At 60.6% G+C, this 18,439-nt stretch carries 20 protein-coding genes; 14 read left to right on the top strand and 6 right to left on the bottom strand.

Going from position 1 to position 18,439, the window contains the following annotated elements:
• Positions 1 to 191 precede the first annotated feature (191 nt).
• Complete coding sequence (locus tag M0D64_RS02720; RefSeq protein ID WP_308101687.1) at positions 192 to 671, top strand: hypothetical protein; 480 nt, start codon at positions 192 to 194, stop codon at positions 669 to 671.
• Positions 672 to 674: 3 nt separating this feature from the next.
• On the opposite strand, the gene M0D64_RS02715 is transcribed toward M0D64_RS02720, so the two are convergent.
• A complete protein-coding gene (locus tag M0D64_RS02715) occupies positions 675 to 1,316 on the bottom strand; it encodes a GntR family transcriptional regulator (protein ID WP_266240263.1) in 642 nt (213 codons plus the stop codon).
• A gap of 109 nt (positions 1,317 to 1,425) precedes the next feature.
• Here M0D64_RS02715 and M0D64_RS02710 point away from each other — a divergent pair, with 109 nt between their 5' ends.
• From M0D64_RS02710 to dhaK, 10 genes are all read left to right on the top strand, one after another.
• Positions 1,426 to 1,902 (top strand): OsmC family protein, encoded by a 477-nt coding sequence (locus tag M0D64_RS02710; RefSeq protein WP_266256513.1) that lies wholly within the window; start codon positions 1,426 to 1,428, stop codon positions 1,900 to 1,902.
• A gap of 193 nt (positions 1,903 to 2,095) precedes the next feature.
• The gene (locus tag M0D64_RS02705; protein WP_266256512.1) at positions 2,096 to 3,115 is read left to right on the top strand and encodes a LacI family DNA-binding transcriptional regulator; all 1,020 of its coding nucleotides are present in this window, start codon (positions 2,096 to 2,098) and stop codon (positions 3,113 to 3,115) included.
• A 114-nt stretch (positions 3,116 to 3,229) separates the two neighbouring features.
• Positions 3,230 to 4,561 (top strand): ABC transporter substrate-binding protein, encoded by a 1,332-nt coding sequence (locus M0D64_RS02700; protein ID WP_154564341.1) that lies wholly within the window; start codon positions 3,230 to 3,232, stop codon positions 4,559 to 4,561.
• A 66-nt stretch (positions 4,562 to 4,627) separates the two neighbouring features.
• Entirely contained in the window at positions 4,628 to 5,584 is a 957-nt protein-coding gene (locus M0D64_RS02695; protein WP_154564339.1) for a carbohydrate ABC transporter permease, read from the top strand.
• Positions 5,581 to 6,534, top strand: a complete 954-nt coding sequence (locus M0D64_RS02690; protein ID WP_266240265.1) for a carbohydrate ABC transporter permease — start codon at positions 5,581 to 5,583, stop codon at positions 6,532 to 6,534. Before M0D64_RS02695 ends, M0D64_RS02690 begins: the two co-directional genes overlap by 4 nt.
• Positions 6,531 to 6,725, top strand: coding sequence for a hypothetical protein (locus M0D64_RS02685; RefSeq protein ID WP_266256511.1), 195 nt, complete (start codon positions 6,531 to 6,533; stop codon positions 6,723 to 6,725). Before M0D64_RS02690 ends, M0D64_RS02685 begins: the two co-directional genes overlap by 4 nt.
• Positions 6,726 to 6,729: 4 nt before the next feature.
• Positions 6,730 to 7,833: an ABC transporter ATP-binding protein gene (locus M0D64_RS02680; RefSeq protein WP_266256510.1), complete on the top strand. Its 1,104-nt coding sequence runs from the start codon at positions 6,730 to 6,732 to the stop codon at positions 7,831 to 7,833.
• Positions 7,826 to 8,872, top strand: coding sequence for an ABC transporter ATP-binding protein (locus M0D64_RS02675; RefSeq protein ID WP_266256509.1), 1,047 nt, complete (start codon positions 7,826 to 7,828; stop codon positions 8,870 to 8,872). The genes M0D64_RS02680 and M0D64_RS02675 overlap by 8 nt, the downstream gene beginning before the upstream one ends.
• On the top strand, positions 8,869 to 9,501 hold the full coding sequence (gene dhaL / locus M0D64_RS02670; RefSeq protein WP_154564329.1) for a dihydroxyacetone kinase subunit DhaL: 633 nt from the start codon (positions 8,869 to 8,871) through the stop codon (positions 9,499 to 9,501). Before M0D64_RS02675 ends, dhaL begins: the two co-directional genes overlap by 4 nt.
• A 14-nt stretch (positions 9,502 to 9,515) precedes the next feature.
• The gene (gene dhaK, locus M0D64_RS02665) at positions 9,516 to 10,505 is read left to right on the top strand and encodes a dihydroxyacetone kinase subunit DhaK (RefSeq protein WP_266256508.1); all 990 of its coding nucleotides are present in this window, start codon (positions 9,516 to 9,518) and stop codon (positions 10,503 to 10,505) included.
• A gap of 64 nt (positions 10,506 to 10,569) precedes the next feature.
• Here the strand turns inward: dhaK and M0D64_RS02660 are convergent, their stop codons facing one another.
• Positions 10,570 to 12,246 carry an NRAMP family divalent metal transporter gene (locus M0D64_RS02660; RefSeq protein ID WP_266256507.1) on the bottom strand — a complete coding sequence of 559 codons (1,677 nt, stop codon included), beginning with the start codon at positions 12,244 to 12,246 and terminating at the stop codon, positions 10,570 to 10,572.
• 136 nt (positions 12,247 to 12,382) lie between these two features.
• A complete protein-coding gene (locus tag M0D64_RS02655; protein ID WP_154564325.1) occupies positions 12,383 to 12,526 on the bottom strand; it encodes a hypothetical protein in 144 nt (47 codons plus the stop codon).
• 1,199 nt (positions 12,527 to 13,725) lie between these two features.
• Between M0D64_RS02655 and M0D64_RS02650 the strand changes: the two genes are divergently transcribed.
• Positions 13,726 to 15,198, top strand: coding sequence for a carbohydrate porin (locus M0D64_RS02650; protein ID WP_266256761.1), 1,473 nt, complete (start codon positions 13,726 to 13,728; stop codon positions 15,196 to 15,198).
• A gap of 244 nt (positions 15,199 to 15,442) precedes the next feature.
• On the opposite strand, the gene M0D64_RS02645 is transcribed toward M0D64_RS02650, so the two are convergent.
• Together M0D64_RS02645 and M0D64_RS02640 are read right to left on the bottom strand one after the other, a co-directional pair.
• On the bottom strand, positions 15,443 to 15,676 hold the full coding sequence (locus M0D64_RS02645; protein ID WP_054039234.1) for a hypothetical protein: 234 nt from the start codon (positions 15,674 to 15,676) through the stop codon (positions 15,443 to 15,445).
• Between the two features lie 65 nt (positions 15,677 to 15,741).
• Positions 15,742 to 16,209, bottom strand: coding sequence for an Lrp/AsnC family transcriptional regulator (locus tag M0D64_RS02640; RefSeq protein WP_054039235.1), 468 nt, complete (start codon positions 16,207 to 16,209; stop codon positions 15,742 to 15,744).
• 155 nt (positions 16,210 to 16,364) lie between these two features.
• Between M0D64_RS02640 and M0D64_RS02635 the strand changes: the two genes are divergently transcribed.
• Together M0D64_RS02635 and M0D64_RS02630 are read left to right on the top strand one after the other, a co-directional pair.
• Entirely contained in the window at positions 16,365 to 16,994 is a 630-nt protein-coding gene (locus M0D64_RS02635; RefSeq protein ID WP_154564321.1) for a LysE family translocator, read from the top strand.
• A gap of 194 nt (positions 16,995 to 17,188) precedes the next feature.
• A complete protein-coding gene (locus M0D64_RS02630) occupies positions 17,189 to 17,509 on the top strand; it encodes a YnfA family protein (RefSeq protein ID WP_154564319.1) in 321 nt (106 codons plus the stop codon).
• A gap of 136 nt (positions 17,510 to 17,645) precedes the next feature.
• Here the strand turns inward: M0D64_RS02630 and M0D64_RS02625 are convergent, their stop codons facing one another.
• Positions 17,646 to 18,155, bottom strand: a complete 510-nt coding sequence (locus tag M0D64_RS02625; protein ID WP_154564317.1) for a DUF1993 family protein — start codon at positions 18,153 to 18,155, stop codon at positions 17,646 to 17,648.
• Positions 18,156 to 18,439 lie beyond the last annotated feature (284 nt).

Below are 18,439 nucleotides of genomic sequence, written 5' to 3'. Positions count from 1 at the left end.
GTAGATGCCTGCAATAACGCGGCAGCAGCGCGGCCGGTGGACGCCAGACGCACGCTGCTTTGTAAGCATTTGTACAAATTGCCGACGAAGATGGGCCGGTCAGATTTCGTCGGTAAATTCGTCGAGGAAGCGCTGCAGACGATTGTGGCGAATCTTCGCCAGACGCGCGCCGGTTGCTGTCTGGAAACCGGATGCTTTCAGCGATGAACAAAAGTGGCTGGCGGGCGGTCTTACCGTTTGACCGGGTTCCTTTGCGAGCGTCGTTGGCTCGGCATCGCTACGATGTGCGGGAAACATGGGTCGGGCAATTCGACGGCATGATGGAGTGGGCTATGAAAATCGTGACAAAAACCATGTTGGCCGCGGCGCTGATGATGGGGCTGACGGGCGTGGCTTGCGCTCAATCGGCAAACCTTAACGCCAATGGTATGGTCGGTTTGCAGGCAGGTGGGATGAATGGCGCAGGGCAGGGAACGGGTTTGGGGGCGGGCGCGGCCGGGCTGAGCCCAACGCCAGGCTTGGGCACCCTGGGCCACGCCCCAGCGATCGGAGGAGCCGGCGGCACTGGATCCGGCCCGGCGCTCAACAACATGCGGGCGAACGGCACCAGCCTGAATATGAGCCCGGATCCTCGCGCACCGAACGTGACGGGAAAAGCGTTCGGACAGTAGTCGTCACTCAGCCCGAACCAGTTGCAGAACGATGCGCTTCGCCGACTTGAGATGTTCCGCCGTCATCGATCGCGCGAGGCGTGCGTTACCGGTCTCGCATGCTTCGAGAATCTTGAGATGCTCGTCCTGGAACGCCGGTGTGTCGGCGAGCAGCGTGCTTTGCAATCGCTCGTAGCGCTCGACCTGAGCGCGCAGCTCGCGGATCGCTTTCAATTGCCGGCTGTTTGCACACGGCCGGTATAGCAGTTCATGAAATTCGCGATTCAGTTCACCCTGTCTTTGCGCGGTATCGGCATCTCCCAGAAGCCGATGAACGAGTTCGGCGCGGGATAACGTCTCACTGTCCATGCGTTTGACCGCGTGGAAAATGGCGTCGCCTTCGAGCAAGATGCGCAGGCCGTAAATCTCGTCCAGGTCCGACTCGGTCAAGGTGCGCACGACCGCCCCGCGATTGCGCATGAGTTCGACCAGTCCTTCGCCCTCGAGCTTTTGTATGGCCTCTCTCATCGGCACCCGGCTCACGCCGAAGCGATCGGCGAGTTCGCGCTCGACCAGCCGTGCGCCATCCTCCAGTTCGCCGGTCGCGATCAGTTCGCGTAGTGAGGCGGCGATGGCATCGGCCGTCGAATCCAGTTTGTGGTCCATGTGCGTCGAGTTCCTGTCGTTTGGAATAATGGTATACCAAAACGGGTGCGCGCATTTAGAATGCGCCTGTTGCGAAATCAAATCCGGGTCAACAGCGAAGGAGATTGGCATGGCGTACGGCGAGCACAAATACGCGGTATCGGTGCAATGGACAGGCAACCGCGGCAGCGGCACCTCGGGATACCGTGAATACGGTCGGGACCACATCATCGCTGCGGGAAACAAGCCTGACATTCCCGGGTCATCGGACGCCGCATTTCTCGGCGACGCGAACCGGTGGAACCCGGAAGATCTGCTGGTCGCCTCAGCGTCCGCCTGTCACAAGCTCTGGTATCTGCATCTTTGTTCGGATGCGGGCATCGTTGTTTTGAGCTATCGCGACAACGCGGAAGGCACGATGCTCGATAGTCCGGAGCAGGCCCGCTTTTCACAGATCGTTCTGCGGCCGCACGTCGTCATTCAGGCAGGCGGCGACCTGGAGCTGGCTGGGCGTTTGCATCATACGGCCCATGAGAAGTGCTATATCGCGAACTCGGTCAACTTTCCGATTCTGTGCGAACCGGCTATCGAGACGGATGGGAACTGACGCTTGTGCGGTGCAAGTGATTCAGCATGGCGAGCGTTCGGCATCGCATTGCCAATTGCTTCACACCTTCATGTGCGCCGCACCATGCCATCAAAAATGATGGATTTATCGAAGTAAAAAAACTTGCATTTCGTACAGAAAAAGCTACCTTCATAAAACAAAACGACTTCTGGCTCGGCACCGGAGGAGACACATGCCGGCTACACGTATGATGATTGCGCGTCGTGCGGGCGTTAGCGTGGCCACGGTCGATCGTGTGTTGCGCGACGATCAGGCCGTGCGTCCGGAAACTGCCGAGCGCGTTCACCTTGCGCTGGCCACGCTGCGCGACGAACGCGCGAGTCGCGGCCGCCCGGCGAAGGCCGGTTCGTTTCGCGTCGCCTTTGTGCTTCCCCAGATCAACTCGCGCTTTCTCGATCATGTCGAGCGCGGTATCGCGCTCTCCGCCAGCTTCTTTCGCGAACACCGCATCATCCCTTCGTTCTATCGCTGCGATTTTTCCAGTCAGCGCGACACGGCCACATTCGCCGAACAGGTGGCCAGCTACGACGCGCTCGTGCTCGTGCCGCTCGACTATCCATGGGTAGAACGTCTGATCGAAGACATGAGCGCGGCGAACGTGCCTGTCGTCACGGTGTTCTCCGATCTGCCGTCGAGCCGCCGCGCCGCGTATGTCGGCGTCGATAACCGGGTCGCCGGTCGTACGGCCGGTTTGTTGATGGGCAGATTTCTCGGTTCCCGCATTGGCACGGTGGCGGTGCTTTCCGCCTCGTCACGCCTGCATGATCAACTGGAGCGGCGCACTGGTTTTTCGCAGGTTCTGGAAGAGGACTTTCGCAATCTGCGCTGGATCGCCGAGCCCGATTTCGCCGAAGACGACGACGGTGCGGGTCTCGCCGCTCAGGGTTTGCTGGCACGCCATCCGGATCTGGTCGGCGTCTATGCGACGGGCGGCGGCATCTCCGGGATTGCCGCGGCATTGCAGGAATCCGGCGACAAGGCCCGTCTGGTTGTGATCGGCCATGAATGCACCGCGGAGACCCGCAGCCAGCTCACCGAACGCGCGATCGATGTGATTCTCGATCAGGACGTGCGAGGCATCGTGCACTGGGCCGGCCTTGCCGCGATTAATTTTCTTAACGACGTGCGTGGCGCGCTCGCCATCCCAACGCCGGAAACCCGAATTTATCTTCGTGAGAATGCGCATGCCTGAAGCTCGCGACACGCGGATTGCCGTCTGAATCCGCTGGAGCCGAAACGCGGTGCCCGGCGCATGGGCGCTGTTCCATATCAGGTTGGAGACCCGAGAAAGACAAGGAGAAGACACATGTTACGTCTTACGTCAGCAAGGGTAGTGGCGGCAGCCATCGTATCGCTGGGATTCGGCATGGCGACGGGCGCGCAGGCGCAGGGCAAGCAGTTGACATTATGTTGGGCGGCATGGGATCCAGCCAACGCACTCGTCGAACTGTCGAAAGATTTCACGAGCAAGACCGGCATCAAGATGAAGTTCGAGTTCGTGCCGTGGACCAGTTACGCCGACCGCTTCATCAATGAACTTAATTCGCATGGCAAACTATGCGATCTGATCATCGGCGATAGCCAGTGGATTGGCGGCGCGGCGGTTAATGGGCACTACGTCAAGCTCAACGATTTCTTCGTGAAGAACAAGATATCGATGGACGACTTCGTGCCGGCGACCGTGGTCGGTTATTCGGAGTGGCCGAAGAATACGCCGAACTACTGGGCATTGCCGGCAATGGCCGACGCGGTCGGCTGGACATATCGCAAGGACTGGTTCGCGCGCCCGGAGTTGCGCGCGGAGTTCAAGCAAAAATATAAACGCGAACTCGAACCACCCACCACGCTGGATGAGCTCAAGCAAACCGCCGAGTTCTTCCAGGGCCGCAAGATCGACGGCAAGACCGTGTACGGCGCGTATATCTTCACCGAGCGCGGTTCCGAAGGCATCACGATGGGCGTGACCAACGCGCTCTATAACTTCGGCTTCGAATACGAAGACCCGAAGAAGCCTTATCACCTGGACGGCTTCGTCAATTCACCGGGCGCGATCAAGGGGTTGGAGTTCTATAAGGCGCTCTACAAGTGTTGCACGGCACCGGGAATGACCAACGCGTACATGCAGGAAGGACTTGACGCGTTCAAGTCAGGCCAGGTGGCGATGCAGATGAACTGGTTTGCGTTTTTCCCGGGACTCTATAAAGACCCGAACGTCGGCGGCGACAAGATCGGGTTCTTCGTCAATCCGCGTGAGTTGAAGCAGTTCACACAGTTGGGCGGGCAGGGCATCTCGGTCGTTTCGTACTCGGATCATAAAGACGACGCGCTCGAGTACATCAAATGGTTCGCGCAGCCGGATGTCCAGAAGAAATGGTGGCAATTGGGCGGTTATTCGGCGGCGAAGTCGGTGGTCGATGCCCCGGACTTCCCAAAGAGCGCCCCGTTTGCACCGGCCTTCCTGAAGTCGATGGCGATCGTGAAGGACTTCTGGGCGGAACCCGCTTACGCAGAACTGCTGCTCGACATGCAAAAGCGCGTGCATGATTACGTGGTGGCCGATAAGGGCACGGCCAAGGAAGCGCTCGATCTCCTGGTCAAAGACTGGAACAAGGTCTTCAAGGCCGAAGGCAAGAACTAGCGCGTTTCCCGACTGGACCGGCGCCGCCTGCACGGATTGCCGCCGGTCCGCTTAAAGGAGTCAGGCATGTTGGCAAACAAGCCTTTTCCGTCGGCTGGGCTCGAGTCAGGCGCACGGGCGCGCGTGAGCACGCGCCTGGCCGGGCTATCGGACCGAACCATTGCGTGGCTGTTCATTCTTCCGACGATCCTGCTGCTGCTCGCCATCAACATCTTCCCGTTGATCTGGGCATTGCGTCTCTCGTTCACGAATTTCAAGTCGAATATGCCGAGCGTGCCGGCGCACTTTGTCGGCATCGACAACTACGTCGATATTCTCACCGACGAAGACATCTGGTACGCCATGCAAGTCACGGCGCGTTTCGTGTTCTGGTCGGTCGGACTGGAGGTGCTGCTCGGCTTCGGCCTCGCGTTGCTGATCAACCGGCAGTTCCGCGGGCATAGTTTCTGGACCACGTTGATCCTGCTGCCAATGATGCTTTCGCCCGCCGTCGTGGGCAATTTCTGGACCTTTCTGCTGCAACCGCAAACGGGTCTTTTCAACGATATCGTCAGCTTCTTCACGGGCATTGCTCCCGGGTCGTTCCAGATGATCGGCGACGTCTCGCTTGCACCGTGGACCATCGTGATGGTCGATACGTGGATGTGGACACCTTATGTGATGCTCATCTGCCTCGCGGGTCTGCGTTCGATTCCCGACTACATCTACGAAGCGGCGGAAGTGGATCGCGCCACGCCATGGCGGCAGTTCTGGTCGATCACGTTGCCGATGACCTTGCCGTTCCTGATGCTGGCGGTGCTGTTTCGCGGCATCGAGAACTTCAAGATGTTCGACATGGTGAACCTGCTGACTTCCGGCGGACCGGGTTCGGTAACCGAAACCGTGTCGATCACGCTAAAGCGCGCCGCATTCGAGAAGTGGCAAACCGGCTATTCGTCGGCGCTGGCCATCATTCTCTTCGTGACGGTGTTCGGTGCGGCGAACATCTATGTGAAGGCACTCAACCGGGTGAAACAACGATGAGACCGACTGCCAGTCAATACTCGGTGGTGGCGTCGTCGCCGCGCGCCAAGCGCTTCGCCGCCGCGGCCGTCATCACGTATGCATTGCTCGCCACCTTGCCGATGGTCTGGATCTTCCTGACGAGCTTCAAGACCCAGGAAGACGCGATCGCCTATCCGCCAGTCGTGCTGTTCCAGCCGTCCATGGAAGGCTACGTGAACCTGTTTACGATCCGTTCGCGGCAGACGCCGGAATTCATCGCCAGTCTGCCGCCTGCGCAAACCTGGTATGAGCGCGACGTGCGCAAGCGCAGCATGGTGATCGCGGGTCCGTCGAAGGTGTTGCCGCGCTTCGTCAATTCGCTCGTGATCGGATTCGGTTCGACTTTCCTCGCGGTGTTTCTCGGCACGCTCGCGGCGTATGCCTTTTCGCGTTTCAAAGTCCCCCTCGCCGACGACCTGCTGTTTTTTATTCTGTCGACTCGCATGATGCCGCCGATAGCGGTCGCGATTCCGATCTACCTGATGTATCGCGCGTTGGGCCTGAGCGACAGCTATGTCGGCATGATCGTGCTTTATACGGCAGTGAATGTCTCGTTGGCGGTGTGGCTGCTGAAGGGCTTCATGGACGAGATTCCGCGCGAATACGAAGAGGCGGCGCTGGTAGACGGCTACACACGTCTGCAGGCCTTCGTCAAAGTCGTGCTGCCGCAGGCAATCACCGGCATTGCGGCAACCGCGATTTTCTGTCTGATCTTCGCGTGGAACGAGTATGCGTTCGCGTCTTTGCTGACGAGCGGCGATGCGCAGACCATGCCGCCGTTCATTCCGTTCATCATCGGCGAAGGCGGGCAGGACTGGCCCGCTGTTGCGGCGGCGACCACGCTATTCGTACTGCCGATTCTCTTCTTTACTGTCGTGCTGCGCAAACATCTATTGCGCGGTATCACATTTGGAGCGGTGCGCAAATGAAACGTGATTTCGTTCTCACGCAGGGGCGCTGGCTGCGCCGCAGCTATAGCGAAACGGCCTCCACCGTGCTGATCGGCACCGGCATGGCGATGCTGGTTCAGCCGTTTTCGCTGGCGCTGTTCACGTGGTCGTTTCCGGTCATTCTGGTGGGTGCACTTGCGTTCCTCGTGACGAGCCATTTCCCGGAATAGCGCCATGTCGACCATCGTGCTTGCCAACCTCCATAAACGTTTCGACGATTTCGTCGCGGTGCGCGGCACCAGTCTGACGATCGATGCGGGACGCTTTGTCGTACTGCTCGGTCCGTCGGGCTGCGGCAAGACCACCACGCTGCGGATGATCGCCGGGCTCGAGTTGCCGACCTCAGGGCAGATTCTGATCGACGGCGAAGACGTGACGGCGCTGCGTGCACGTCAGCGCGATATCGCGTTCGTGTTTCAGATGTTCGCGCTGTATCCGCATATGACGGTGCGCAACAACATAGCGTTTCCGCTGAAGAACGAGCATGTGTCGCGCAAGGAAATCGCGACGCGGGTCGATGCGGTCGCACGCATGCTGCGCATCGAGGACATTCTCGATCGCAAAACAGGCGGCCTGTCGGGCGGTGACCGGCAGCGCGTCGCCCTCGGCCGCGCGATCGTGCGGCAGCCGAAGGCTTTTCTGATGGACGAGCCTCTTGGGACGCTCGATGCGGACTTCCGCGAGCTGATGTGTCTTGAACTGCGCAAGCTGCATAACGCGCTCGCGGCAACGACGGTTTATGTGACGCACGATCAGAGCGAAGCAATGGCGATGGCCGACGACATTGTCGTGATGAACAAGGGCGAAGTGCTGCAAGCCGGGCCGCCACATGAGATTTATCATTTTCCGGCCACCGTGTTCGTCGGCAACTTTATCGGCAGTCCGCCGATGAATTTCCTGCCGGTCGATCGCGGTGTCGATGCGGGTAGCGAAGCGGTACAACTTCACGGCGCCCCAGTGCCGGTGCCACGTTGCGAGGCGGCGGCCGAGCGTGTTCTGCTTGGCATTCGCCCGGAGCATGTGGTGCTCGACGAGCGCGGCCCACTGCGCGGCAAGGTCATCGCCGATGAATATCTCGGCTCGCATCAGGTGCTGGTGATTGAGACCGCGTTGGGCGTCGTGCGCGTGCGGGCGGGCAAGGACGACGGTTTGCCTGCCGGATCGCCGGTCGGTTTGTCGTTTCGCAAGGAGCGCACGCTGCTGTACGACGCGCAATCGGGCCGCCTGCTGCCACGCGCCGCTCAAACGATTCCCGCATACGGAGAGGCTCATGGCTGAAATCCAGTTGCGCAATGTATCGAAACGGTTTGGCGACATCCGCGCTGTCGACGATCTTTCGATCGACGTCGATGATGGCGAGTTCATCGTGTTGCTTGGGCCGAGCGGTGCAGGCAAGACGACTACGCTGCGTCTGATTGCCGGGCTGGAACGACCGGATACCGGCGATGTACTGATCGATGCCGCCATTGCTACGGGCGTGCATCCATCGGATCGCGACGTCGCGTTTATCTTCCAGCAATACTCGCTCTATCCGCATCTGACTGTGTTCGGCAATCTGGCTTTTCCGCTGCGCTCGCCAAGAAGGCGCAGCAGCGAGACCGAGGTGCGCGCGCGAGTCCACGCGGTGGCCGAGATGCTGCATATGGAATCGAAGCTCGACAATATGGCGACACACCTCTCAGGCGGCGAAATGCAGCGCGTGGCGATAGGGCGTGCGCTCGTGCGGCAACCCAAGGCATTTTTGATGGACGAACCGCTGTCGTCGCTCGATGCAAAGCTGCGCGAAGAGTTGCGTATCGAACTCAAACGCCTGCATCGCACGATCGGCGCAACGATTGTTTACGTTACGCACGATCAGGTTGAAGCGACGACGCTCGCGGATCGTATCGGCATTCTCGAACATGGGCGTCTGGTACAGCTCGGCACGCCCCGCGAGGTATACGGCAATCCGGTTTCGCTCAGTGCAGCGCAGCGGCTGGGCTCTCCGCCGATCAACCTGCTGCCGCCGGCGCTGTTCGATTCGGCGCACATGCCGGCGGGTACGGCCACAGTGGCAATCCGTCCCGAAGACGTGGTGCTGCATGACGGCGACACGCGGGATCAACGCGATGTTTCAGGTGCACAGGACGCATTGAATCTGAAGGTGCTCGAATATTCGCCGCTGCGGCACCTGCTGATCCTCGATCGCGCGGGAACCGCCGTCGTGGCAACGACAGTGGCGGAGCGCAATTTCACGCCCGGGCAATCGGTCGGCGTTTCGCTGCCGGCGCGCAGTCTTTTATATTTCCGAGCCGACGGCAGGAGGATAGCGACATGAACGGCAAAACGGTCATGGCGTGCATCGACGCCGCATATGCGTCGCTGAAGGAACATACCGACGAGATCGCTTTGCTCGACCAGCAGATCGGCGATGGCGATCACATCTTCAATCTGCTGCGAGGCATGGAGGCCCTGCTCGCTGTGAGGTCGGACATCGAAGCCGCAGCATTCGGCCCCGCGCTGGAAATCGCGGCATCCAAGGTCCTTTCGACGGTGGGCGGATCGTCGGGGCCGTTGTTCTATTCGCTGCTGAGCGGCATGTCTAAAGCTTCCGAACGGCATGCACCGGATACAGCGGGTTTTGCGCACGTTTTTGCCGCGGGGGTCGAAGCGGTCGGTCAACGCGGCAAGACCGGCGTCGGCAGCAAAACGATGATGGACGTCCTGATCCCGGTCGCGAAGCGCTTCGACGAACTGGCCGCACAGGGCGCGACATCACAAGAGGTGCGCGATGCGTTGCCGCGGGTCGCGGAGGAAAACATGCTCGCTACCCGCGATATGCTGGCGACCAAAGGGCGGGCGTCGTTTCTCGGCGAACGTTCGCGTGGACACATCGATCCGGGAGCGCGTTCGAGTCAGATCATGATTGCGTCGGTATGCGCGCGACTGGCGCTTCATAACGAGTGAAGGAGCGAGAGACCGTGAAAAAATTCATCAATGATGTGGACGATTTTCTCGCCGAGAGTCTGGCGGGGTTCGCCGCTGCGCACAGCGACCTGGTCGTGCTGAACAATGAGCCGGTGTTTGTGCGTCGCAAGGCGTTGAAGCCCGGCAAGGTTGCGCTGATTTCGGGTGGCGGCTCTGGCCATGAGCCTCTGCACTCAGGCTTCGTCGGCTATGGGATGCTCGATGCGGCCTGTCCGGGGCAGATTTTCACGTCGCCGACACCCGATCAGATGATGGCCGCAGCAAGGGCTGTCGATACCGGTGCCGGCGTGCTTTTCATCGTGAAGAACTACTCCGGTGACCTGATGAACTTTGAAATGGCGTCGGAGATGTCCGAGGTGCCGAATGCAATGGTGCTGATCAACGACGACGTGGCCGTGGAGAATTCGAGTTACACGACAGGGCGGCGCGGCGTGGCCGGCGCGGTGATCGTCGAGAAACTGGTTGGCAGTATGGCGGAGAGCGGCGCGGATCTCGAGCAATGCAAGGCCTTTGGCGACCGCATCAACAAGCGCACCGCGTCGATGGGTGTGGCGTTCACCAGTTGCACGGTGCCGGCGGCCGGTACGCTAACGTTCAAAATCGGCGACGACGAGATCGAAGTGGGTGTCGGCATTCATGGTGAGCCTGGGCGTCGGCGCGCGAAGTTCGCACCCGCTGACGCGATTGCGGGCGAGTTGCTGACGGCGATTGCTGAAGATCTGAAGCCGGCGGCAGATGCTGAATTACTTGTGCTCGTCAATGGGCTCGGTGGTACGCCGCTTGGAGAACTGTATCTGCTCTTCAATTCCACGCGTACGTGGCTCGAGCAGCGCGGGCTGAATATCGGCCGGGTGCAGGTAGGCGCGCTGACGACTTCGCTGGAGATGGCCGGTGCATCGATCACACTGTGCGTGCTCGACGATGAGATGAAGCGCCATTGGGACAGCGCAGTGCATACGCCGGGACTACGCTGGGGCGTGTAATGCGAAGGTCTGCCGTTTGCCCGCCGCTCACCGGAGTAACCGTGAGCAGGCGGGCAGCATTGGTTTAATGCAGCAACGTCATCTGCACGACCTTCACGACAACGAGTGCGACCGCCACGATCAGATAGCCGCGCAGCACGCCCATCCAGATGCGTTTGGATAGCGTCAGTTGCGGTGCCGGCAGTTCTTCCAGGGGTGGCATGCGCCACATATTGCGTGCTTCTTTCGAAAACTGCTGCTCGCCAGCTGAAGCCTGGGCGACCGCGGAAGCCGCTGTATCCGTCGATGCGAGCCGCAGCCTGCGAACCGTCACGGTTGCAGCGTAGCCGACCACGGCCAGTAGCGTGCCGCCGGCCAGTACTTCAATGATTGCTTCGCTGGTAATGTCCGGATACATCACCGATGCAGTCAGGATGATTGAGAGCATGACGAGCACCCAGACAACTGCGCCTGTAAAGAAGTTGAGCTTCTTCGAGTTCACCCACGGACCAAGAACCGCACGGTCGTTGCACAACAGCAGCAGAAATACGGTCGCGCTCGGGAGCAGCACGCCTGCGAGCGTCTGCACGGCTTCAGTCAGAAGACCGAGCGGGCTGCCGGGAATCAGGACCAGCGTCGCTGCGGCCGCGATGATGCCGAAGTAGACGACGTAAAAGCCCTTCGCGTCCGTCACGCCGCGATGCAGCGAGTGGCGAATCTTGAACACGTCGCCGATTGCGTAAGCGGTGGAGAGCGAGACCGCGGCCGCGCCAATGATGCAGGCGTCGAGCAGAGCAACCGCGAAGAGAACCGCGGGTGTGCGGCCGGCATATTTTTCGAGGCTGGCGATCACGCCGCCGGCATCCGTGAAATTGCCGAACTCGGGTTTGCCTGCGAACAGTGCAGAGCAGAACGAGATCATGGCCACCGCGCCGATCATCACGAATACGATGCCGATCCACAAGTCGGCTTTCTCATACTTCATGAAGCGCGGCGTGATGCGTTTATCCACGATATAGCTCTGCTGGAAAAACAACTGCCACGGCGCGACAGTGGTGCCGACAATGCCGATCACGAGCAGCATCACATCGCTCAGTTTCGAATTAGCGGGCCAGTTCGGAATCAGGAAGTCGTGCGCCATCTGGCCGACCGGCGGATGAATCGACACCAGTACGGGCACCAGCAACAGGCTCAACAGACAGAGCGCGACCGCAAAGCGCTCGAAGCGCCGGAAGTTGCCCGTACTGACTGCGGCCATTGTCACTGCGGCGGCGATGCAGACCCCGGCCACTTTCGAAATGCCGAAGAAATCCAGCACGAACGTGATGCCGATGAACTCGGTCACGATAGTGAGCGCGTTCAGGATGAACAGGTCGACTACGCTGAATGCCCCCCAGAACTTGCCGAAGCGCTCGAAGATCAGCCGGGCATGGCCGACGCCGGTCACGGCGCCGAGACGCAGCACCATTTCCTGATTGACGAAGAGAACGGGCACTAGCAGCAGCATGGTCCACAGCAAGGTGGTGCCGTAATTCTGTCCCGCTTGCGTGTAGGTGCCGAAGGCGCCGGCGTCGTTGTCGCCGACCATCACGATGAGGCCGGGCCCAAGGATCGCAAGCAGCGTTCGGATGCGGGCCCACCAGTTGTTGCGAGGCGCGGTATCGTGGTGCGCGATGGTGCCGAGCGCGCCTTTGATGTCGCCGAGATGGGCTTCGTCGAGAACGGCGCTGCGTGGCGGTGAGACATTGATTGGAGTGGACATTTTTGGCCGCCTGAGTAGATGTGGTTTGTATGCAGTGGCGCGTCTTCGGAATCCGCAGCACGAGTGTCGTCGAATGGGGTCGAGCGACGGCGGCGCATGCGGATCGCGAAGGCGTGCGGGTGCTGACAGTGCCTAATTACGAAGCCGGGTTCGAGATGAGCGCTTTGACGCGCTGCCAGGACACGGCGAGCCAGTGCGGCTTGATGCTGTGAAGCGCGAGTGCAGCGTCGCTGTGAATATGCGCTTGCTGCAGGGTCGGTACGAGGACGGCGATGTACATGGTGTTTCTCCGGGGCGTATGGCTTGACGCGGGTTGCGGAAAGCCAGCAGACACGGAGCGCGGCCGGCACTATGCGCGCGGCGGCGAACCTCTGCTTGCTTTCCTCAGGCAAATGAAAAATTGCGTGGCAATTGAGCGGCATAAGGGATAACTGTCACTGTCCGGCATGGCGGCTCCTTATCGGTTTTGTTTATCTGCGTTGCTTATCGACGTTGCTAATCTGCGTTCGTTAAGTACGTGCTCGTCCACGCGCTCGGCCGCGCCGGAATTCGAACAGATCGAACCGGCGTGAGCGAACGCTGCCGCGAGTGGATGCTCGCGACGCAATGCCATATGGTTGCGGGACGTGCATAAGCACGGCGCGGCCGAATGGCGCTAGTTAAGGTGCACGGGGTGAGTTACTGCGGCGCGCACCGTCTGCCTGCTGGCGAGACGGCGGCTGAGAAAAAGAGAGCGCGGGCGTCGGGCCGGTCAGGCAGTGAAACTGTTCGAAAATCGACTACTGCTGGTGTCCAAGGCAATGGCCCCGTTTGTGATGACTGGCGAATTTTATGCACTCCCGCAAGCAGAAGTCAACATGCTTCGTTAAGCGAAGCAAATATTCTTTTTTTATGCGTGCGGCAACGCACTTCGCTATTGTTGGCAAGGTTGAGTCTTTCAGAAGTGACAGGAAGGACAGGGGAATGAAGGGCGCGGATGCAGCGGTGGATAGGGCAACGGCGGGGCAACGGCAGGGGCAGGTGACGCGCTCGCCAGCAAATTCGGAGTGCGATCTCTTTTGTGTGATTTTTACTTGCGATTTTATAAGTGTGCCGAATACAATCCGCCCGTCTCAGCAAAAGGAGTCCCCCGTGGACACATGCTCCAGTAGTGGAAGTCCGATGCCGGTCTACGCCGGCGCAGTATCCGCGAGTTAGCAGCAGGATTACTCCTTCGCCGCTAACTCGCTCCGTTCGGGTTAGCGCGCTTCTTCAGTGACCGGTTCCAGCCGGTCTGCCAGTCGCACGCTCCCTCTGTTTGATCGGTATCGCATTGTTTGCGAGACCCGGTCACGTCTTCGTACATCGCCCGGTTTTGCCGGACCCGATGGGAGTGAGCTTATGTTCGTCAAATCGTTGTCGTATCGTTCTTTGGCGCGCCGCGCGCGCGGCGCTCAGACTTGTCTCGCGCAGAAAGTCCCTGAAAGAGCGGGGTGGTGGATGTCGGGTGGCCACGTCGGGCTGACGTTTCTGTTGTCGGTCGGCGTGGCGCCGTCCGTGCTGGCACAGACGCCGATAGTGGATCCGGTGCCCGCCTCGGATCAGGCGCCTGCCGCAGTTCAGTCTCCGGCCGCAGGGCAGACGTCTGCCGCTGAGCAGACCCCTGCCGCGCCCACCGGACTCTGGGAACGTTCGAATCTGCTCGACGACATGGGCGGGCTGCGCCCCTGGCTCGGCAACTACGGCGTGACCTTCAACCTGCAGGAAACCAGCGAGTATCTGAACAACCTGTCGGGCTGGGTCAAACGAGGCGGCGCTTACGATGGACTGACCCAGTTCGGTATCGTCGTCGACACGGAAAAAGCGGTGGGGCTGCCGGGTGGCACGTTCAATGTCTCGGCATTGCAGATTCACGGCAGCAATCTGAGCCAACGGAATCTGCAGACCCTTCAAAGCGCGAGCGGTATCGAGGCCGAGGACACGACGAGACTATGGGAGCTCTGGTATCAGCAATCCCTGATTGGCGGAAAAGTGGACCTGAAGGTCGGGCAGCAGAGTCTCGACCAGGAATTCATGGTGAGCCAGTTCGCGACGCCGTTCGTCAACGCGACCTTCGGCTGGCCTGTGTTGCCGTCGGTCGATATGCCGGCGGGCGGCCCGGCCTATCCGCTGTCGTCACTTGGCGTGCGATTGCGCGCCAGGCCTTCGGATGCATGGACTGTGATGGCCGGTGTCTTCGGCGGCAATCCGGTGGGCAGCGAGACGGGCGACCCACAGCAACAGAACCGCCACGGCACGAATTTCAATCTGCGTGGCGGCGCGTTGTTCATCGGCGAGGTGCAGTACGCCATCAACCAGCCTGCGGCGAATCCCTCGGGTACGCAGGCAGCCGGTCTGCCTGGCACCTACAAGCTGGGCTTCTGGTACAACACGCAAAAATTTGCGGACCAGCGTTTCGACAGTGCCGGTTTGTCGCTGGCGAATCCGGCGAGCAGTGGCGCGCCGGCGAGTCACCGGGGCGACTACAGCTTCTACGCAGTGGCCGATCAGACGGTCTGGCAACGGGGCGGGGACAGTCCGCAGTCGGTGGGTGCCTTCGCGAGAATCATGGGCGCGCCAGGTGATCGGAATCTGGTGGACCTCGGTGTGAATGCGGGTGTAGCACTCAAAGCGCCGTTCAAAGGGCGCGACAACGACGTTGCTGGATTGGCCGTCGGTTACGCGAAGATCGGCTCGCGTGCTCAAGGGCTCGCGAGCGATACCGCCTCGCTGACGACACCGGGCTATCCGTCGCGCAGCGCCGAGACTGTCGTCGAGGCGACCTACCAGTATCAGGTCGCACCGTGGTGGCAGTTGCAGGCGGACTTCCAATATGTGTTCCGGCCGGCGGGCGGTATTCCGGATCCGGGCAATCCGTCCCAACGCGTCGGTAACGAAGCGATCGTCGGGTTGCGGACCAATATCGTTTTCTGAGTGGACCGCCGGCCGTTTCAACGCGCTTCTGGACGCAGTGGCACGTTGAAGCCCCCAGAACCGGGTAGGGGGATGGGCGATGGGGCGTTGTGGGAATTCCAGTTCCATGACGTCAATACGCAACTAACGGTCAAGCCCGGCCGGCCGCTCCGGATAACGCGACGCCCGCCTCGGTGGAAACTGAAGACGGCCACCGCGCGCGTCCTACGCAGCAGCTATGCAGTGAAGAGACCGGCTATGCCACTCACCGATTGCCGTCAAGCAGATCGCCAAGCAATTCGTCGAATGCGGCCTGGGCGTCTTCGAGTTCCTGCAACGCAGCGTCGAACGTTTGCAGCGCGAACTGCGAAGGCTGGCCGCTGCCGGCCGGCGGGAATTGCGATTGCAGCGACGCGAAGGCCGCCTTTACCCGCGTGGTTGCAGTCAAGACGCGCTCCATCGCGGCTGATTCTTCGGCTCTCGCCTGTTCGTGATCCATGAAAACTCCGTGCTCGTCTGGTCGGCTCGCGCCGTATCAAATGCGTGACTATGCCACGTCCGCAGTCAGGACAGCGGCAGGCCGCCGTTAGCCTTGATTTCCCGGAGTGACAACGCCGATTCCACCGACGTCACGCCCGGCAGGCTGCGCATCTCGTCGCGCATGAACGTGCCGTAGTCGTCGAGATCGCGCGCGACCACCTGCAGAATATAGTCGGCGCTGCCCGACACGTTGTGGCACGCCAGAATTCGCGGGATTGCCTGGACCTCGCGTTCGAAACGGGTGGCGACCGCGCGGTCATGCACGGCAAAACGCACATAGACGAACGCGACGACGCCGAGGCCGAGGGCGGAGCGCGAAAGCATCGCGCGGTACTGATCGATATAGCCGTCGTTTTCGAGGCGCTTGAGGCGGCGGGCGCAAGGCGTCTCGCTCAGGCCGACCATGTCGGCGAGCCGTGCATTCGACATGCGGCCGTCGTTCTGCAGCGCGGCGAGGATCGCGCGGTCTGTTTTATCGAGGTCGGTTGTCATGGCTTTGGGGTGTTGACAGTGCGTTGGCGGAAAACATGGCTCGGGAGTGGAATATTAGCGTATTCCTTCAAAGATGAGGCTGCTGCTCCTGTATTTCACCAGCAAACCCTCCGCCGACGACGGCAAGATAGAGCCCTTGAAAACAAGAGGCTTCTATGATTTCCGCACACCTTCTGGTCGTCTATATCGCTGCGTTGTTTGTGGTTTATGCCGTGCCTGGGCCCGACATGGCGCTGGTTCTGCAGACCAGCATCGGACGCGGCGTGCGCAGTGGCTTCGCCGCGGCTGGCGGCCTTGGGGTGGCGCGGGCCACGCACGTCACATTGTCGGCATGCGGGGTGGCGGCGCTGTTGCGCAGTGCGCCCTGGTTGTACGACGTGGTGCGTTACGGTGGCGCGGTTTATCTCGCGTGGGTTGGTATCCAGATCTTCCGTTCACCTGTATTCGCATTGCCCGAAGGTGGTGTGATGGGCGCCGAGTCGCGGCCGTTGCGGACCGCTTTCGTCAAGGGCTTGCTGACCAATCTGCTGAACCCAAAAGCACTGTTGTTCTGCTCGGTGTTATTGCCGCAGTTCGTGCGTCCTGTAGCCGGACCGGTTGCGCTGCAGATGGTCGAACTAGGTTTGGTGCTGCTCGCCATCGGCGCATGTTTCGACATCGCGTACGCGATTGGCGCGGCGCGCATTGCCGGCTGGATGCGGGCTCATCCTCTCGCGCAGACACTGCAGCGTTGGACTTTCTCAGCGGCGCTGATCGGCTTTGCGTTGCGGCTTTCGCTGGACTGACTGACTTCCGGACTTCCGGACTTGCGGATGTCGGCACACGGTGATGCGATGCCCACGACAGGTAGCGAATAGAGTGGCGCGACGCGACGGTCCACGCATGCATCATGCCCGCGCGCTAAGTGATTGTGTTAATAAAGCCGATAGACAGCCGCGTACCGTCCCGCGGCAACACAACCGCTCGCTTCTATCTGTCGATGAAAACTTTTCTGCTTTATGCCGTGACCGCCATCGCCGAGATCGTTGGGTGCTATTTGCCCTGGCGTTGGCTGAAGGAGGGGGGCTCCATCTGGCTGCTGGTGCCCGGCGCGCTCAGCCTCGCATTGTTCGCCTGGCTGCTGACGCTGCACGGCACCGCCGCAGGCCGCGTATATGCGGCTTACGGCGGTGTGTACGTGGCAGTGGCGATCGTGTGGCTATGGGGCGTCGACAAAGTGCGCCCCACGCTGTGGGATGCGGCCGGTGTGGCATTCACCCTGGCCGGCATGGCGATCATCGCGTTCCAGCCGCGTGTTTGACGCCGCACGTGTACTGCTCGTGTTCGTACGCGCTTCATGAGCGGTTCATGCGCCGGTTCGCACGCTGCCGATGTGCGGCTCATGTGCAGTTCATGTCGCAATCACATGGCACTCACGCCACAGCGCATACGCCTTCTTACTTGATGCCGCCCAGATAGTCGAGCTTGCCAAGTTCGACACCGTTGTGACGCAGAATGTCGTACGCCGTCGTGACGTGAAAATAAAAATTCGGCAGCACGAAACCGAGCAGATATGACAGCCCCGTGAACTCGATCGGGCCAACGCGCATTTTCAGTGTGATCGGACGTTCTTCAGATCCGTCGATCTGTTGCGGATTGAATTCCTTCAGATAATCAATCGTCTTTTGAAGGCGAGCATCGAGTTCTTCGAAGGTCTGTTCGACGTCGTCGTACTTCGGCGCTTCGACGCCGGCCAGACGGGCGGCGCAGCCCTTCGCCGTGTCGCTCACGATATAGACCTGGCGCAATAGTGGCAGCATGTCCGGCGCGAGCCGCGCGTTCGTGAGCACGGACGGGTCGATCTGTTTCTCTGCAGCGTGCGCCTCGGCCTTGCCGAGGATGACTTGCAGGTTAGTCATGCCGCGCACCAGCACGGGCAATGATGCTTGATACATCGAAATTGACATGGGGTTCCTCTGATTCTTCGATCGTGCGCGCGGGTGGCGCGCGAGGCGCTGCAACGGCTGGATTGCCGCTTCAGCATGATAGCGCGGGTGCTGCGCGATGCGCATTGATCGAACGCGGCGTTAGCCATTCGGACAACTGCCGCGCACGCCGGAACTGTGTTCGAATGCATGGGTCGGACGATTTGGCGAAGTTCTTGAAACAGCAATCCGCCGCTGGCCACGCGGCGGTGAGTTCGTGCAGGCGCGTGCCGTGCCTGGGGTCTGCTTTGCGGCCCGCGCCGTCA

This window comes from Paraburkholderia sp. WS6 (assembly GCF_030464835.1).
In the GTDB taxonomy this organism is placed as follows: Bacteria; Pseudomonadota; Gammaproteobacteria; order Burkholderiales; family Burkholderiaceae; genus Paraburkholderia; species Paraburkholderia madseniana.
Note: the sequence above shows the minus strand (reverse complement) of the source record. Positions and strands in the feature narration are given on the sequence as shown.

What these genes read in the sequence shown, in the direction of transcription:
- M0D64_RS02695 (WP_154564339.1), top strand. Translation starts at nt 4,628, where the DNA reads ATGTTGGCAAACAAGCCTTTTCCGTCGGCTGGGCTCGAGTCAGGCGCA.
- M0D64_RS02720 (WP_308101687.1), top strand. Translation starts at nt 192, where the DNA reads ATGCTTTCAGCGATGAACAAAAGTGGCTGGCGGGCGGTCTTACCGTTT.
- M0D64_RS02650 (WP_266256761.1), top strand. Translation starts at nt 13,726, where the DNA reads ATGTCGGGTGGCCACGTCGGGCTGACGTTTCTGTTGTCGGTCGGCGTG.
- M0D64_RS02705 (WP_266256512.1), top strand. Translation starts at nt 2,096, where the DNA reads ATGCCGGCTACACGTATGATGATTGCGCGTCGTGCGGGCGTTAGCGTG.
- M0D64_RS02690 (WP_266240265.1), top strand. Translation starts at nt 5,581, where the DNA reads ATGAGACCGACTGCCAGTCAATACTCGGTGGTGGCGTCGTCGCCGCGC.
- M0D64_RS02685 (WP_266256511.1), top strand. Translation starts at nt 6,531, where the DNA reads ATGAAACGTGATTTCGTTCTCACGCAGGGGCGCTGGCTGCGCCGCAGC.
- M0D64_RS02700 (WP_154564341.1), top strand. Translation starts at nt 3,230, where the DNA reads ATGTTACGTCTTACGTCAGCAAGGGTAGTGGCGGCAGCCATCGTATCG.
- M0D64_RS02640 (WP_054039235.1), bottom strand. Translation starts at nt 16,209, where the DNA reads ATGACAACCGACCTCGATAAAACAGACCGCGCGATCCTCGCCGCGCTG.
- M0D64_RS02680 (WP_266256510.1), top strand. Translation starts at nt 6,730, where the DNA reads ATGTCGACCATCGTGCTTGCCAACCTCCATAAACGTTTCGACGATTTC.
- M0D64_RS02655 (WP_154564325.1), bottom strand. Translation starts at nt 12,526, where the DNA reads ATGTACATCGCCGTCCTCGTACCGACCCTGCAGCAAGCGCATATTCAC.
- M0D64_RS02645 (WP_054039234.1), bottom strand. Translation starts at nt 15,676, where the DNA reads ATGGATCACGAACAGGCGAGAGCCGAAGAATCAGCCGCGATGGAGCGC.
- dhaL (WP_154564329.1), top strand. Translation starts at nt 8,869, where the DNA reads ATGAACGGCAAAACGGTCATGGCGTGCATCGACGCCGCATATGCGTCG.
- M0D64_RS02660 (WP_266256507.1), bottom strand. Translation starts at nt 12,246, where the DNA reads ATGTCCACTCCAATCAATGTCTCACCGCCACGCAGCGCCGTTCTCGAC.
- M0D64_RS02710 (WP_266256513.1), top strand. Translation starts at nt 1,426, where the DNA reads ATGGCGTACGGCGAGCACAAATACGCGGTATCGGTGCAATGGACAGGC.
- M0D64_RS02630 (WP_154564319.1), top strand. Translation starts at nt 17,189, where the DNA reads ATGAAAACTTTTCTGCTTTATGCCGTGACCGCCATCGCCGAGATCGTT.
- M0D64_RS02675 (WP_266256509.1), top strand. Translation starts at nt 7,826, where the DNA reads ATGGCTGAAATCCAGTTGCGCAATGTATCGAAACGGTTTGGCGACATC.
- M0D64_RS02625 (WP_154564317.1), bottom strand. Translation starts at nt 18,155, where the DNA reads ATGTCAATTTCGATGTATCAAGCATCATTGCCCGTGCTGGTGCGCGGC.
- M0D64_RS02715 (WP_266240263.1), bottom strand. Translation starts at nt 1,316, where the DNA reads ATGGACCACAAACTGGATTCGACGGCCGATGCCATCGCCGCCTCACTA.
- M0D64_RS02635 (WP_154564321.1), top strand. Translation starts at nt 16,365, where the DNA reads ATGATTTCCGCACACCTTCTGGTCGTCTATATCGCTGCGTTGTTTGTG.